The 13,444-nt window shown below is 64.3% G+C and carries 17 protein-coding genes; 2 read left to right on the top strand and 15 right to left on the bottom strand.

The window, feature by feature from the left end; genetic code table 11:
- Positions 1-24 precede the first annotated feature (24 nt).
- The 4 genes from hisB to ACCQ08_RS10750 are packed head-to-tail and all read right to left on the bottom strand — an operon-like array spanning position 25 to position 2,494.
- Entirely contained in the window at positions 25-654 is a 630-nt protein-coding gene (gene hisB / locus ACCQ08_RS10735; RefSeq protein WP_312416514.1) for an imidazoleglycerol-phosphate dehydratase HisB, read from the bottom strand.
- Positions 651-1,769: a histidinol-phosphate transaminase gene (gene hisC, locus ACCQ08_RS10740; RefSeq protein ID WP_373449763.1), complete on the bottom strand. Its 1,119-nt coding sequence runs from the start codon at positions 1,767-1,769 to the stop codon at positions 651-653. Before hisC ends, hisB begins: the two co-directional genes overlap by 4 nt.
- Positions 1,770-1,796: 27 nt before the next feature.
- Positions 1,797-2,237 carry a PIN domain-containing protein gene (locus ACCQ08_RS10745; RefSeq protein ID WP_373449764.1) on the bottom strand — a complete coding sequence of 147 codons (441 nt, stop codon included), beginning with the start codon at positions 2,235-2,237 and terminating at the stop codon, positions 1,797-1,799.
- The gene (locus ACCQ08_RS10750; protein WP_239810768.1) at positions 2,234-2,494 is read right to left on the bottom strand and encodes a DUF6364 family protein; all 261 of its coding nucleotides are present in this window, start codon (positions 2,492-2,494) and stop codon (positions 2,234-2,236) included. The genes ACCQ08_RS10745 and ACCQ08_RS10750 overlap by 4 nt, the downstream gene beginning before the upstream one ends.
- A gap of 100 nt (positions 2,495-2,594) precedes the next feature.
- Here ACCQ08_RS10750 and ACCQ08_RS10755 point away from each other — a divergent pair, with 100 nt between their 5' ends.
- Positions 2,595-3,470 (top strand): NAD-dependent protein deacetylase, encoded by an 876-nt coding sequence (locus tag ACCQ08_RS10755; protein WP_312452024.1) that lies wholly within the window; start codon positions 2,595-2,597, stop codon positions 3,468-3,470.
- A 134-nt stretch (positions 3,471-3,604) separates the two neighbouring features.
- Positions 3,605-5,146, top strand: a complete 1,542-nt coding sequence (locus ACCQ08_RS10760; protein ID WP_373449765.1) for a glycosyltransferase family 39 protein — start codon at positions 3,605-3,607, stop codon at positions 5,144-5,146.
- Positions 5,147-5,195: 49 nt separating this feature from the next.
- Here the strand turns inward: ACCQ08_RS10760 and hisD are convergent, their stop codons facing one another.
- From hisD to ACCQ08_RS10815, 11 genes are all read right to left on the bottom strand, one after another.
- Positions 5,196-6,515, bottom strand: a complete 1,320-nt coding sequence (gene hisD, locus ACCQ08_RS10765; RefSeq protein WP_373449766.1) for a histidinol dehydrogenase — start codon at positions 6,513-6,515, stop codon at positions 5,196-5,198.
- 68 nt (positions 6,516-6,583) lie between these two features.
- The gene (gene hisG, locus ACCQ08_RS10770) at positions 6,584-7,228 is read right to left on the bottom strand and encodes an ATP phosphoribosyltransferase (protein ID WP_239812625.1); all 645 of its coding nucleotides are present in this window, start codon (positions 7,226-7,228) and stop codon (positions 6,584-6,586) included.
- A gap of 91 nt (positions 7,229-7,319) precedes the next feature.
- On the bottom strand, positions 7,320-7,562 hold the full coding sequence (locus ACCQ08_RS10775) for a BolA family protein (protein WP_021026078.1): 243 nt from the start codon (positions 7,560-7,562) through the stop codon (positions 7,320-7,322).
- A 101-nt stretch (positions 7,563-7,663) separates the two neighbouring features.
- Complete coding sequence (locus ACCQ08_RS10780; RefSeq protein ID WP_239810764.1) at positions 7,664-8,419, bottom strand: ABC transporter permease; 756 nt, start codon at positions 8,417-8,419, stop codon at positions 7,664-7,666.
- Entirely contained in the window at positions 8,416-9,366 is a 951-nt protein-coding gene (locus tag ACCQ08_RS10785) for an ABC transporter ATP-binding protein (protein WP_021026080.1), read from the bottom strand. The genes ACCQ08_RS10780 and ACCQ08_RS10785 overlap by 4 nt, the downstream gene beginning before the upstream one ends.
- Positions 9,367-9,421: 55 nt before the next feature.
- Entirely contained in the window at positions 9,422-9,703 is a 282-nt protein-coding gene (locus tag ACCQ08_RS10790) for a lipid asymmetry maintenance protein MlaB (RefSeq protein WP_373449767.1), read from the bottom strand.
- 3 nt (positions 9,704-9,706) lie between these two features.
- Positions 9,707-10,357: a phospholipid-binding protein MlaC gene (locus ACCQ08_RS10795; protein WP_239810761.1), complete on the bottom strand. Its 651-nt coding sequence runs from the start codon at positions 10,355-10,357 to the stop codon at positions 9,707-9,709.
- 115 nt (positions 10,358-10,472) lie between these two features.
- Positions 10,473-11,255: a VacJ family lipoprotein gene (locus ACCQ08_RS10800; RefSeq protein ID WP_312833738.1), complete on the bottom strand. Its 783-nt coding sequence runs from the start codon at positions 11,253-11,255 to the stop codon at positions 10,473-10,475.
- Between the two features lie 20 nt (positions 11,256-11,275).
- Positions 11,276-11,755: an outer membrane lipid asymmetry maintenance protein MlaD gene (gene mlaD / locus ACCQ08_RS10805; RefSeq protein WP_373449768.1), complete on the bottom strand. Its 480-nt coding sequence runs from the start codon at positions 11,753-11,755 to the stop codon at positions 11,276-11,278.
- Positions 11,756-11,793: 38 nt separating this feature from the next.
- Positions 11,794-12,576: a lipid asymmetry maintenance ABC transporter permease subunit MlaE gene (gene mlaE, locus ACCQ08_RS10810; protein ID WP_239810759.1), complete on the bottom strand. Its 783-nt coding sequence runs from the start codon at positions 12,574-12,576 to the stop codon at positions 11,794-11,796.
- The gene (locus tag ACCQ08_RS10815) at positions 12,576-13,403 is read right to left on the bottom strand and encodes an ABC transporter ATP-binding protein (RefSeq protein ID WP_373449769.1); all 828 of its coding nucleotides are present in this window, start codon (positions 13,401-13,403) and stop codon (positions 12,576-12,578) included. Before ACCQ08_RS10815 ends, mlaE begins: the two co-directional genes overlap by 1 nt.
- Positions 13,404-13,444 lie beyond the last annotated feature (41 nt).

Raw genomic sequence — 13,444 nt, forward strand, 5'->3', positions numbered from 1 at the left:
GTAGCAACTGCCGCCAACGGCAGCTTACAGCGAGCCCTTGGTCGACGGTATCACGCCGGCCATGCGGGGATCATGCTCCAATGCGAAACGCAGTGCGCGCGCAAAGGCCTTGAAGATGGTCTCGCACTGGTGGTGGGCGTTGAAACCCTTGAGGTTGTCGATGTGCAAGGTCACACCGGCATGGTTCACAAAACCTTGGAAGAACTCGTACACCAGCTGCGTGTCGAGCTGGCCAATGCTGCCGGCGGTGAATTTCACATCCATGTGCAGACCCGGGCGGCCGGAGAAATCGATCACCACGCGGCTCAGCGCCTCATCGAGCGGCACATAGGCATGGCCATAGCGGCGGATGCCTTTTTTATCACCGATTGCCTTGGCAAAGGCCTGGCCCAGCGTAATGCCGATGTCCTCGACGGTGTGGTGGCCGTCGATGTGCAGGTCCCCTGCGCATTCGATGTCCAGATCGATCAGGCCATGGCGCGCGATCTGGTCGAGCATGTGGTCCAGAAAGCCGATGCCCGAGTTCAGACGGGCCTGGCCCGTGCCGTCGAGGTCGACACGCACCTGGATGCGGGTCTCGGCGGTGTTGCGCGCCACCTCGGCCGTGCGGTGCAGCGGCGTGGCGGACGATGGGGTGGGCACCAGATGGTTCATAGAGACTCCTTGAGCGCCGCCAGCATGCGGGCATTTTCTTCACGGGTACCGACGGTCAGCCGCAGGCACTGGGCCAGCAGCGGGTGCATGGCCGAGACATTCTTGACGAGCACGCCACGCGCCTTCATCGCCGCCTGGGTCTTGCCCGCATCGTCCACGCGCATCAGAACCATATTGGCCTGCGACGGCCAGACCTTGCGCACGCCGCTGAGCGCCTGCAGCGCGTCGATCAGCGGCTGGCGTTCTGCCCGGATGGCGCGCGCCTGCTCGGCATACAGCGCCTCGTTCTCCAGCGCAAAAATCGCCGTCTCGCAGTTGAGCACGCTGATGTTGTAGGGCGGGCGCACCTTGTCGATCTCGTTGACGATGACCGCCGGCCCCACCAGGTAGCCCAGGCGCGCACCGGCCAGGCCGAACTTGGACAGGGTGCGCATCAGCAGCACATGGGCGTTGCGCACAGGATCGGCGCGCATCTGGTCGATCCAGCTGCGGCTGGCAAAGGGCTGGTAAGCCTCGTCCATCACCACCAGGCCGCCCACGTCGGCCACCGCATCGATAACGGCCTGCACCTTGTCGTCATCCCACAAGGTGGCAGTCGGGTTGTTGGGGTAGGCGATATAGGTGATGGCGGGCTGGTGCGCAGCAATGGCGGCCTGCATCGCAGGCACATCGAGGTCAAAGTCTGCCGTCAGGTTGACGCCGACAAAGTCCAGCCCCTGCAGTTGGGCCGACATCGGGTACATGACAAAACCTGGCATCGGCGCGAGCATCTTGGCGCGTCCGCCGGCATGGGGCTGGGCCGTGGCCAGCGCCAACAACGTGATGATCTCGTCGGAGCCATTGCCGAGCAGCACGGCCGTGCCCGTGGGCGCGCCCACATAGTCGGCCAGCATTTTCTTGAGCGTCTCCAGGCGCTCGCCCGGGTAGCGGTTGATCTCCAGTGCGCCCAGCCGCTCGCCCAGCTTGCGCTGCAGTGCATCCGGCAGACGGTAGGGGTTCTCCATGGTGTCCATCTTCAGCAGACCCTTGGAATCTTGCACATGGTAGGCCTGCATGGCGCGCACATCGGCGCGGATGCGTTGCAAGGCCTGCAGAGACTTGTCTTGAGACGTCATCGGATCACTCTTTCACATCAGAAACATTCAGACCTGGCCGTGGGCCGGTGCGGCTTGCCGCAACGGGTGCACGATGGTGACCCCGCCAAACTCGGCGCCATGGGGCAGGTAGAGGCTGAGCATCTGCTGGCAGCCACTGTGCTGGGCGCAGGCCACCGCCAGACAATCGCCAAAGTCCAACGCATGGCGCGCCTGCACCGCCCACGCGGTCTCCAACGTGGCGGCATCGGTCTTCCACGGCGTCCAGCTTTGGTAGCGGCGGATGGCAGCACGCGCATCGCCCTGGGGCATCGGGGTCGCCGCCGTCGTGACCTGGTCGTAGAACTCGCTCAGCGCCTGGTTGCCGGTGCGGCCGGTACGGGTGCTCCACAGCACATCCAGCCAGTCCAAGGTGGCCTGGTAGAGCGCCGCGTCCGAGACATTCTCTGCGGCGACCAGCACCGAGGTATCGACAAACACGGTGCTCATGCGCCCTCCTGCCCAGTCTTGCGGCGGCCGCCGATGGTGCGTGCCGCAGCTGCGCCGGCCGGGGGCATGGCGCCGCCTTGCCAGCTGCGCTCGTCCGTGCGCCAGGCGAGATAGGCGCGTTCATAGGCGTCCTCGCGCTGCTGGAGCTCGGCCATAAAATCACCTACCATGCGCGAGACGCTGGTGCCGCGCCGCGCGGCCTCGACCCGGGCCCATTCCAGCACGCTGTCTTCCACAGTGATGGTGAGATTTTTCATGGCGCCGATTTTACACGAAATTCGTGCGACACGAATTTCGTGTCGCTAATCCAGACTGCAGCAATCGGGCGCTGCGGCCACTATCATCAAGGTCTGAGCCATGCCACTTCTCACCGACCTCCTCCCGCAAGCCGCCGCATCGACCGATCTGGCGGCTTTGACGCACTTGCTGCAGCAGCACCGCCCCTGGACCGTGCTGACCGGCGCTGGCGTCAGTACCGGCAGCGGCATCCCCGACTACCGCGATGCGCAGGGCGCCTGGAAGCGCCCCGCCCCGGTGCGCTTTCAGGATTTCATGGCCGAGACGCTCACGCGCCAGCGCTACTGGGCGCGCAGCCTGATCGGCTGGCCGGTGTTCTCGCAGGCCCAGCCCAATGCCGCGCACCAGGCGCTGGCCCAGCTGGAGCAAGCCGGTTATGTCCAGGCGCTCATCACCCAGAATGTCGATGGGCTGCACCAGCGCGCGGGCAGCCAGCGGGTGGTGGACCTGCATGGCCGGCTGGACCAGGTGGTCTGCATGGGCTGCGGCCAGCACCTGGCGCGCGCGGACTTCCAGCACCAGCTGATCGCCGCCAACCCCGACTGGCGCCACTTGAGTGCCAGCGCCGCCCCCGATGGCGATGCCGATCTGGCCGGTGTGGACTTTGCCGCTTTCCAGGTGCCGGCTTGCCCCGCCTGCGGCGGCATTCTCAAGCCGGATGTCGTCTTCTATGGCGAAAACGTTCCGGCCGCGCGCAGGCAGGAGGCCATGGAGCATCTGGCCGCCAGCGGCGCGCTGCTGGTGGTGGGCAGCTCGTTGATGGTGTATTCCGGCCTGCGCTTTGTGCATGCCGCCAAACAGGCCGGCATGCCGGTGGCGGCCATCAACCTGGGCCAGATGCGCGATGACGCGCTGCTGGACCTGAAGCTGGCACAGCCCTGCGCGCCCGCGCTGCGCAGTCTGGCCGAATGGCTCGCGCCGGCCCGCAGCGGCTGATATTTTCAGTAACCAATACCTGCGGCGATGCACGGCCCACGGGAGATGCGGCCGATAGCCTGCAGCTACACTAGCGGGCTTTACATAGCTCTCGACCAGCCTCCGCGCTGTGAAGCCTTCTCTCGCTCCACTGCATGTCCCCTGCCGTTTCGCCCCCATCCCAGCCGCATGACCACCAGAAAACGCTGCGTCTCGTGCTGGCCTGTGCCTGCCTGTACGCCTTGGCCTGGACCCTCTTTCCACCGCTGCTGGCCCCCAGCTTTCCGCTCGATGTGGTCGAGAGCCTGGGCTGGGGCCGTGAATGGCAATGGGGCTACTACAAGCACCCGCCGCTGCCGCCCATTGCGCTGCATGTGTCCTTTCTGGCACTGGGCCGCTGGGGCCCGTTTGCACTGAGCCAGCTCTGCGTGGCGCTGACCTTGTGGCTGGTCTGGCTCACGGCCTGCCGCCTCGTCGGGCGCGAGCGCGCCTTTATCGGCACGGTGCTGACGATGGGCGTGGCCTTCTACACCCGGCCCGCGCTGGAGTTCAACCACAACATTGCGCAAATGCCCTTTTGGGCAGGCATCTGCTACTTCTACCTGGCCGCCTGGCAGGACGACAAGCGCTGGCAGTGGCTGATGCTGGGCCTGATGGCGGGACTGGGGCTGCTGAGCAAGTATTCCATCGGCCTGCTGCTGCTCTGCCTGGGGCTGTTTACCGTGCTGAGCCCCGCACGCAGCCTGCTGCGCCGCCCAGGCCTCTGGCTGGCGCTGGCCGTGACGGGGCTGGTATTTGCACCGCATCTGCTTTGGCTGCACAACAACGACTGGCTGCCCTTCTCCTATGCCAAGGACCGCTCCTCCAACCACTATGGCGAATCCGCCCGCGCAGGCGCGCTGGGCTTTTTGCTGACCCAGTTGCTCAACCACCTGCCGCTGCTGCTGGTGCTGCTGTTTGGCTTTTTGCGGCTGCGCTGGTCCAGGCTGCGGCCTGCGGTGTCGGCTTCCTGGCAATGGCACAGCGCCAAGCCGGCCTACCTCTGCCTGATCGCGCTGGCCCCGGGTTTGCTGCTGGCCACCTTGGGCATGGCGCTGGGCTTGCGTTTGCGTGATATGTGGGGCGTGCCGATGTGGCCTTTCAGCGGCGTGCTGGCTGCAGCGCTGATTCCCAGCGCCTGGCTGGCGCCCATGCGCCCTTATCTGCTGCGCGGCATCATCGTGTGGCTCACGGTGATTTCCGTGCTCTGTGGGTTGTACCTGTGGAAGATTTCGGACTTCCGCAGGAGCCCCGTGCGCAGCGACTGGCCCTCGGCTGCGCTGGCGCAACAGGCCGAAGCCACCTGGAACGCGCTGTCCAGCTGCCCGCTCGATACCGTGGCCAGCGATGCCTGGACGGGCGGCCTGGTCGCCATCGGCGCCAAGAGCCAACCGTCGGTGCTGATACCCGGTGATCCGCGCCATTCGCCCTGGGCCACGGCCGAGCGCCTGCAGCAGCATGGCGCGCTGCGGATCTGGCAATTGGAAGAGGATGCGGATCGGGATGCGCCTACCGGGCCGTATCCAGTGCTGGACGGTCTGCAAGGCATGCGCATGCATGAGGGCGCGTGGAGCATTCCCTGGCCCCGGGGCCAAAGCCGTACCCAGCTGGTGGTGCAGTGGCGCGCCTACGTACCTGCCGCCTGCGAGCGCCGCTGATCAGCCCGTGCCCCGGCCGTTGTGAGCCGGAGCAGCAGGCGTGCAGTACTCAGCGCTTGATGCGCATCTCGGCCGCGCGCGCGTGGCCTTGCAGGCCTTCGCCGTAGGCCAGTACCGCGGCGGTCCTGCCCAGCACCTGGGCACCGGCCTCGCTCACCTCGATCAGGCTGGAGCGCTTCTGGAAATCGTAGACACCCAGTGGCGACGAGAAACGGGCGGTGCCGCTGGTGGGCAGCACATGGTTGGGGCCGGCGCAGTAGTCGCCCAGGCTCTCGCTGGTGTAGGCGCCCAGGAAGATCGCGCCCGCGTGCTTGAGCAGCGGCTCCCACTGGTGCGGATCGCGGCTGGAGACCTCCAGATGCTCGGGCGCAATGCGGTTGCTCAGCGCGCAGGCCTCTTCCATGTCACGCGTGAGGATCAGCGCGCCCCGGTCCGACAGGCTCTTGGCGATGATGGCCTTGCGCGGCATCTCGGGCAGCAGACGGTCGATCTCGCGCTGCACGGCATCCAGGTAGGCGGCATCCGGGCACAGCAGAATCGACTGCGCCAGCTCGTCGTGCTCGGCCTGCGAGAACAGGTCCATCGCGACCCAGTCGGGTGGCGTTGTGCCATCGGCCAGCACCAGGATTTCGCTGGGGCCGGCAATCATGTCGATGCCGACCAGGCCGAACACCCGCTTTTTGGCGCTGGCCACATAGGCATTGCCCGGGCCGGTGATCTTGTCCACCTTGGGGATGGTCGCAGTGCCGTAGGCCAGCGCGGCCACGGCCTGCGCACCGCCAATGGTGAAGGCGCGGTGGACGCCAGCCACATAGGCAGCGGCCAGCACCAGCGGGTTCTTCACGCCCTGGGGCGTGGGCACCACCATGATGATGTCGTCCACACCGGCCACATGGGCCGGGATGGCGTTCATCAGCACGCTGCTGGGGTAGGCGGCCTTGCCACCGGGCACGTAGATGCCCACGCGGTCCAGCGGCGTAACCTTCTGGCCCAGCAAGGTGCCGTCCTCGTCGCGGTAGCTCCAGCTCTCGCCATTGGCCTTTTTCTGGGCCTCGTGGTAGCTGCGCACGCGGCGCGCGGCGGATTCGAGTGCCTCGCGCTGGTCGGCGGGCAAGCCGTCGAATGCAGCCCGCAGCTCTTGCTTGCTCAGCTCCAGCGCCTGCATGCTTTCCGCTTGCAGGCCATCAAAGCGCGCGGTGTAGTCCAGCACGGCGGCATCGCCGCGCTTTTGTACATCGGCCAGGATGTCGGCCACCCGCTGCTCAATGGCAGCATCCGTGTCTGCCGACCAATGCAGGCGCTGCGCAAAGTCATGCGCAAACTGGGCATCGGTGGTTGACAGACGGGCGGGAGCGGCGACGAATTCCATAATGATTACCTTCTGACTCAGACACTTTTCAAACAGGCAGGTGCCCGCCTGAGGATGGTGGGCGAGGCTCAGCTGTTCTGGCCCACACCGGCTGCAAACACATCGATGATATGACGCAGGCGCTTTTGCTTGAGCTTGAGCGCCGCCTGGTTCACCACGAGGTGCGAGCTGATGTCGATAATGTGCTCGACTTCCTGCAGGTGGTTGGCGCGCAGCGTATTGCCGGTGCTCACCAGGTCAACGATGGCATCGGCCAGTCCGGTCAGCGGCGCCAGTTCCATGCTGCCGTAGAGCTTGATCAGGTCCACGTGCACGCCCTTGCGCGCAAAGAACTCACGGGCAATCTGCGGGTACTTGGTGGCCACGCGCAGGCGCGCGCCGCGCTTGACGGCCTGGGCATAGTCAAAATCATTGCGCACCGCCACGCTCACGCGGCACTTGGCAATCTGCAGGTCCAGCGGCTGGAACAGGCCGTCACCGCCATGCTCCAGCAAGGTGTCCTTGCCGGTCACGCCCAGGTCGGCACCGCCGTATTGCACATAGGTGGGCACATCGGAGGCGCGCACCAGCACCACCTGCACATCGGGCTGGGTGGTGGCAAAAATCAGCTTGCGCGATTTTTCGGGGTCTTCCAGCACCTCGATGCCTGCGGCTGCCAGCAGTGGCAGGGTTTCGTCAAAAATGCGGCCTTTGGAGAGGGCCAAGGTGATCATGGTGGTGTTGTCCATGGGGCACTTTCGCCAGCGGCAGCCTGTGCATCCGCGCCGGATGGGGCTGGGCCAGCCTGGGTTGAAACAAGAAAAATCAGGCCTGCTGGGCAGCCCACTCAGCAGGGGTATGCGTCTTCATCGACAGCGCATGCACTTCATCGGTATGCATCTTCTGGCCCAGCGTGGCATAGACCAGCTGGTGGCGCTGGATCAGGCGCTTGCCCTCGAAGGCAGGCGACACGATCGTCGCAAACCAGTGGCGGCCATCGCCTTCGAGCGCGATATGCTCGCAGGCCAGGCCGGCGGTGATGATGTCTTTGAGGTCCTCAGCAGTCATTGCATGCTCTCACTTGTTCGGTTCTAAATGCCTGCCAGCCGCGCCGTGGGGCGGGACGCTGGCCAGGCGGCTGCAGCCACGCGGGCTGCAGCAGGTAGTCATCAGTTGCGGATCTTGTAGCCGGTGCGCAGCAGCTGCACGGCCAGCGCACTCACCAGCAGCCAGGCGACGGCCACAATACCCAGACTCAGCCAGGGGGAGGTATCGCTCTGGCCAAAAAAGCCGTAGCGGAAGCCGTCGATCATGTAGAAGAACGGGTTCAGGTGGCTGACCTTTTGCCAGAACGGGGGCAGCGACTGGATCGAATAGAACACGCCCGACAGAAAGGTCATCGGCACGATCACGAAATTCTGGAATGCCGCCATCTGGTCAAACTTGTCCGCCCACAGGCCGGCGAGCAGGCCCAGGGTTCCCATCAGCCCGGCACCCAGCACCGCAAACATCAGCACCCAGGGCAGCGACGCAAAATGCGGCGGCGCAAAAAACAAGGTGATCACATAGACGCCCAGGCCCACGGCCAGACCGCGCACGATGGAGGCACCGACAAACGCGAAGAACCAGCCCCAGTGCGACAGCGGCGTCAGCAGCACAAACACCAGGCTGCCCATGATCTTGCTTTGCACCAGGCTCGACGAGCTGTTGGCAAAGGCGTTCTGCAGCAGGCTCATCATCACCAGGCCCGGCACCAGGAAGGCGGTGTAGCTGACATCGCCGAACACCGTCACCCGGCCTTGCAGCACATGGCCAAAAATCAGCAGATAGAGCACGGCGGTCAGCACCGGCGCGGCTACGGTCTGGAAGCTCACCTTCCAAAAACGCAGCACTTCTTTGTAAAACAGGGTTTGCCAGCCGCTCATCGTGCCACTCCCGCACCCAGCTGCGTCGTGGCATGGTCCACCACGGCATCGCGCGCCATCACTTGCAAGAACACATCCTCCAGATCCGCGCGGCGGATCTCCAGGTCTTCCACCACCACGCCGGCAGTGCGCAGTTGCGCAAGGATGCGCTCCACGTCCGCGGCGCTGCTGGCGGGCAGTTGCACAATGCGGCCGGTGATGCGCGCCTGGGCCGCCAGGTCCGCCGGCAGCAGGCCATCGGTCTTGAACTGCAGCACGTTCGAGGAGCTGCCCTGCAGCAGCTCGGCCATCGTCGACAGTGCCACCACATGGCCCGAGCGCAGCATCGCAATGCGGTTGCACAGCGCCTCGGCCTCTTCCAGGTAGTGGGTGGTGAGCAGCACCGTGTGGCCCTGCTTGTTGAGCTTGCTGACGAACTGCCACAAGGTCTGGCGCAGTTCCACATCGACGCCGGCCGTGGGCTCATCGAGCACGATGATCGGCGGCTTGTGCACCAGCGCCTGGGCCACCAGCACGCGGCGCTTCATGCCACCCGAGAGCTGGCGCATATTGGCGGTGGCCTTGTCGGCCAGCCCCAGGCTTTCGAGCAGCTCGTCGATCCAGGCATCGTTGTTCTTCACACCGAAATAGCCCGATTGGATGCGCAGCGACTCGCGCACATTGAAAAAGGGATCGAAGACCAGCTCCTGCGGCACGATACCGAGCTTGCGTCGCGCGTTGGCATAGTCCTCGCGCACGTCGCTGCCCAGCACCTTGACCGAGCCACTGCTGGCGCGGGCCAGGCCGGCCAGAATACTGATCATGGTGGTCTTGCCCGCGCCGTTGGGGCCGAGCAGGCCAAAGAACTCCCCTTCCTCGATATCGAGGCTGACGTTGTTCAATGCCTGGAAGGGCCCCTTGGCGGTCTGGTAGACCTTGGAGACGGATTGGAATGCGATGGCGGACATGAGTCGGCCATTGTAGGCGCAGCGGCCAGATGGCGCTGTCCTGGGGATTCAGTGATCAGCCGGCGGTTTGCAGCAGGCCATCGACGCCATAGAGGCGCGCGAGCGACAGTACCGGCGCGGACAGACCGCGCATCTGCAAGGGCCGGCCCGCCGCCATTGCCGCGCGGCGGCAGCCCAGCAGCACGGCCAGCGCCGATGAGTCGAACACCGCCAACTCAGTGGCGTCGATCTGCACCGCAGCGCCTGCGGGCAGCTGTGCCAGGCTTGCCTGCAACTGCTGCAGGCAGGCCTGGGCCTGGTCATGGGTCAGGGTCGACGGGAGGCTGAGCACGGCCATCGCTTACTTTTTGCCCGCATTGGCCTTGTTACGGGCGGCAATGGAGTCGATCAAGGTCTGAGGACTGCCTCCGGGCTTGTTGAGCTCTTCCTGGAACTGGTTGCGGTAGGTTTCCACCATCCAGATACCCATCACGTTCAGGTTGTAGATCTTCCAGCCCATGCCCTGGCCAGGCGTTTTCTGCAGGCGGTAGTCCAGCTGGATCGGGTCGCCACGGCCCAGGATCTCCGAGCGCACCACCACCTCCTTGTCACCGGCTTGCATGCGCACGGGTTTGACGCTGATGGTCTGGTCGCTCACCTGGTGCAGCGCACCGGCATAGGTGTTGACCATCAGCTTCTTGAATTCATCCTGCAGTTGCTGCTGCTGCGCCGCCGTCGCGGTACGCCACTTGGGGCCCACGGCCGACGCCATCATGCGGCGAAAGTCCACATTCGGCATCACGACGCTGTCGACATACGAGGTGATCTTCGAGACATCGCCACTGCGGATCGCCTGGTCGGTCTTCAAGGTGTTGAGCACCTCGTCCGAGAGCTGCTTGATCATTGCGTCCGGTGCCATGTCTGCGGCGCTTGCCACCAAAGGGGCCGAAGCCATGCCAGCCACCAGCGCCCAGGCAGCGCAATACTGCCCCCATGCTCGACGATTCATCATAGTGTGTCCTTTTCTACCCGCGTCTGCGCTGCAGACCTGAGCGTTTTTAGATACTGGGGACGGCACGCAGTTGCATGCACCGTCCTGTTTGTTGTAAGGCTTTATAACGTTTCGCTTACTTCCCGTTGCCTTGAGCAGCAGGTTCAGCAGCCGATTCGTTCATCCACTGGGTTTCGTCCTCCTCGTCACCCGACCGGGTCGCGTTTTCACGCAACTGCAGATAGGCATCACGGGTAAAGCTGTACTTGTCCAGCGCAGCGGACTGCACCAGCGAGGTCGTGCCCAGCAGATTGGCGCGGGTATTGACGATGCGCAGGCCGGTCAGCGAGTTGCGCACCGGCACATCGTTGATCGAGCTGACCACGTTGCCCTGCCAGTCCACCACCATGCCCGCAGAATCGCGGATGGTCGAGGGGCCGAGCAATGGCCAGACGATATAAGCGCCTGCAGGCATGCCATAGCGGGCCATCGTCAGGCCAAAGTCCTGCTTGTGGCGTTCGATGTCCATCTCGCTGGCGATATCGATCAGACCGCCCAGACCGAATACGGTGTTGGTCGTAAAGCGCACCACGCTGTTGTAGGTACCTTCACCCTTGAGCTGCAATGCATTGTTCACCGCCGACCACAGATCACCCAGGTTGGCGAAGAAGTTCGTCACGGCGGTACGCACGACGGTCGGCGTCACATCGCGGTAGCCGGTGGCCACGGGCTCGAGCACCGCACTGTCGACCGCATCGTTGAAGCTGAACATCGCGCGGTTGTAGGGCTCCAGCGGGTCGCGCGGGTTGGCGCCGGGCCCGCTGGCACAGCCGCTCAGCACCGCCGCCAGACCCAGGGAGGAGGCCAGCAGCCAGCTGCGGGCGCGTGCATGGGGTTGCTTGGTTGGATAACGCATCATCGTTCTCTTTTTTGCTTGTGTTATTCGGTAGGTTTGGGAGCGGAACTCTCCGATGCCTTGCCATAGAGGAACTGGCCGATCAGATTTTCCAGCACGATAGCCGATTGTGTATTGGTGACGGTATCACCACTGACCAAGGGCTTTTCGTCGAAGCCGGCCTCCACCCCCACATACTGATCGCCCAGCAGTCCACTGGTCAGGATCTTGAAGGAGCTGTCCTTGGGGAAGGCGTAGCCATTGGTCAGCTCGATATGGACATCGGCCTGGAAGGTCTGGTCGTTGAAGCCAATGCTCTTGACGCGCCCCACCTTGACCCCGGCGCTGCGCACTGCGGCCTGGGGTTTGAGGCCGCCAATATTGTCAAAGCGGGCGGTCACTTCATAGCCTTTGTTGAAATCCAAGGTCAGCAGGTTGCCTGCGCGCAGCGCCAGCAACACCAGCGCGGCAGCGCCCAGCATGACAAACAGGCCAACCCAGATATCGGTTTTGGAGGGCTGCATATGCGAATCCGTTTCTCTTTTCTATCGATAGGTAGGCGTCAGATGCTGAACATCATCGCGGTGAGCATGAAATCCAGCGCCAGCACCGACAACGAGGCCATTACCACGGTGCGCGTGGTGGCACGCGAGACACCTTCAGGGGTGGGCTTGGCGACAAAGCCCTGGAGCAAGGCGACAAAGGTCACCGTGATGCCGAACACCACGCTCTTGATCACACCATTGCCCAGATCCTTGAATACATCGACGCCGCTTTGCATCTGGCCCCAGAAGGCGCCACCATCAATGCCGAGCAGCAGCACGCCGACGATCCAGCCCCCCATGATGCCGATGGCGCTGAACACCGCAGCCAGCAATGGCATCGCAATCAGGCCCGCCCAAAAGCGGGGTGCCAGAATGCGTTCGACCGGATCGACGGCCATCATCTCCATCGCAGACAGCTGCTCGCCCGCCTTCATCAGGCCGATCTCGGCCGTCAATGCGGTGCCGGCACGCCCGGCAAACAGCAGCGCCGTCACCACCGGGCCCAGCTCGCGCAGCAGGGTCAGGGCCACCATCATGCCTACCGCCTCGGCTGAGCCGTAGCGCTGCAGGATGTAGTAGCCCTGCAGACCCAGCACAAAGCCGACAAACAAGCCCGACACGCCAATGATGGCCAGCGAGTAGTTGCCCAGAAAATGGATCTGGTCGCGCAGCAGACCGGGGCGCTTGAGCACATAGCCCAGTCCGGCCAGCAGGCGCAGCAGCAGGCGTGTGGCCTGGCCCACTGCGGCAGCCTTGGAACGCAGCGCAAAACCAATATCAGCAGGGTGCCACCAACGCATCAGCGGCCTCCTTTCAGTGCAGCCACACCAAAATCCGCATCCAGACTGGGGCCCTGCACATGGAAAGGCACGGGGCCCTGCGGCAGTGCGTGGACAAACTGGTGCACCAGCGGATCGCTGCTGGCACGCACCTCATCGGGCGTGCCCTGCGCCGCCACCACGCCGGGGCCGAGAATAATGACCTGGTCGGCCAGCTTGAACGTCTCTTCCAGATCGTGCGAGACGATGATGCTGGTGAGGCCCAATGCATCGTTGAGTTCGCGGATCAGCTGGGCCGATGTACCCAGCGAAATCGGGTCCAGACCGGCGAAAGGCTCGTCGTACATGATGAATTCGGGGTCCAGCGCCATCGCGCGGGCCAGTGCCACGCGCCGCGCCATGCCGCCGGAAATCTGCGAAGGCATCAGATCACGTGCACCGCGCAGGCCCACGGCCTGCAGCTTCATCAGCACGATGTCGCGCACCAGGCCTTCGGACAGATCGGTGTGCTCGCGCAGCGGAAAGGCCACGTTCTCGAACACCGTCATATCGGTGAACAGCGCGCCAAACTGGAACAGCATGCCCATGCGGCGCCGCGCGGCGTACAGCTGCGCCTGGCTCATCGCGCCCACATCCTGGCCATCGAGCAGCACCTGACCGGCCTGCGCACGGGCCTGGCCGCCGATCAGGCGCAGCACCGTGGTCTTGCCACCGCCGGACGCCCCCATCAGCGCCGTCACCTTGCCGCGCGGGATGGTCAGCGACACATCGCGCAGGATGGTGCGGTCACCATAGCCAAAGGTGACATTGCGCAGTTCGACAAGAGGTGGTGAGGCAGAAGATTGCATAGAAAAGCCGGCAACATCCGGCATCGTCATCATAAGAGGGG

Origin of the sequence: Comamonas sp. SY3, assembly GCF_041730275.1 — a bacterium.
In the GTDB taxonomy this organism is placed as follows: domain Bacteria; phylum Pseudomonadota; class Gammaproteobacteria; order Burkholderiales; family Burkholderiaceae_C; genus Comamonas; species Comamonas sediminis.

Excerpts from the sequence above, each read along its gene's own strand:
- hisB (WP_312416514.1), bottom strand. The coding sequence starts at position 654 with ATGAACCATCTGGTGCCCACCCCATCGTCCGCCACGCCGCTGCACCGC.
- hisC (WP_373449763.1), bottom strand. The coding sequence starts at position 1,769 with ATGACGTCTCAAGACAAGTCTCTGCAGGCCTTGCAACGCATCCGCGCC.
- ACCQ08_RS10745 (WP_373449764.1), bottom strand. The coding sequence starts at position 2,237 with ATGAGCACCGTGTTTGTCGATACCTCGGTGCTGGTCGCCGCAGAGAAT.
- ACCQ08_RS10750 (WP_239810768.1), bottom strand. The coding sequence starts at position 2,494 with ATGAAAAATCTCACCATCACTGTGGAAGACAGCGTGCTGGAATGGGCC.
- ACCQ08_RS10755 (WP_312452024.1), top strand. The coding sequence starts at position 2,595 with ATGCCACTTCTCACCGACCTCCTCCCGCAAGCCGCCGCATCGACCGAT.
- ACCQ08_RS10760 (WP_373449765.1), top strand. The coding sequence starts at position 3,605 with ATGTCCCCTGCCGTTTCGCCCCCATCCCAGCCGCATGACCACCAGAAA.
- hisD (WP_373449766.1), bottom strand. The coding sequence starts at position 6,515 with ATGGAATTCGTCGCCGCTCCCGCCCGTCTGTCAACCACCGATGCCCAG.
- hisG (WP_239812625.1), bottom strand. The coding sequence starts at position 7,228 with ATGATCACCTTGGCCCTCTCCAAAGGCCGCATTTTTGACGAAACCCTG.
- ACCQ08_RS10775 (WP_021026078.1), bottom strand. The coding sequence starts at position 7,562 with ATGACTGCTGAGGACCTCAAAGACATCATCACCGCCGGCCTGGCCTGC.
- ACCQ08_RS10780 (WP_239810764.1), bottom strand. The coding sequence starts at position 8,419 with ATGAGCGGCTGGCAAACCCTGTTTTACAAAGAAGTGCTGCGTTTTTGG.
- ACCQ08_RS10785 (WP_021026080.1), bottom strand. The coding sequence starts at position 9,366 with ATGTCCGCCATCGCATTCCAATCCGTCTCCAAGGTCTACCAGACCGCC.
- ACCQ08_RS10790 (WP_373449767.1), bottom strand. The coding sequence starts at position 9,703 with ATGGCCGTGCTCAGCCTCCCGTCGACCCTGACCCATGACCAGGCCCAG.
- ACCQ08_RS10795 (WP_239810761.1), bottom strand. The coding sequence starts at position 10,357 with ATGATGAATCGTCGAGCATGGGGGCAGTATTGCGCTGCCTGGGCGCTG.
- ACCQ08_RS10800 (WP_312833738.1), bottom strand. The coding sequence starts at position 11,255 with ATGATGCGTTATCCAACCAAGCAACCCCATGCACGCGCCCGCAGCTGG.
- mlaD (WP_373449768.1), bottom strand. The coding sequence starts at position 11,755 with ATGCAGCCCTCCAAAACCGATATCTGGGTTGGCCTGTTTGTCATGCTG.
- mlaE (WP_239810759.1), bottom strand. The coding sequence starts at position 12,576 with ATGCGTTGGTGGCACCCTGCTGATATTGGTTTTGCGCTGCGTTCCAAG.
- ACCQ08_RS10815 (WP_373449769.1), bottom strand. The coding sequence starts at position 13,403 with ATGCAATCTTCTGCCTCACCACCTCTTGTCGAACTGCGCAATGTCACC.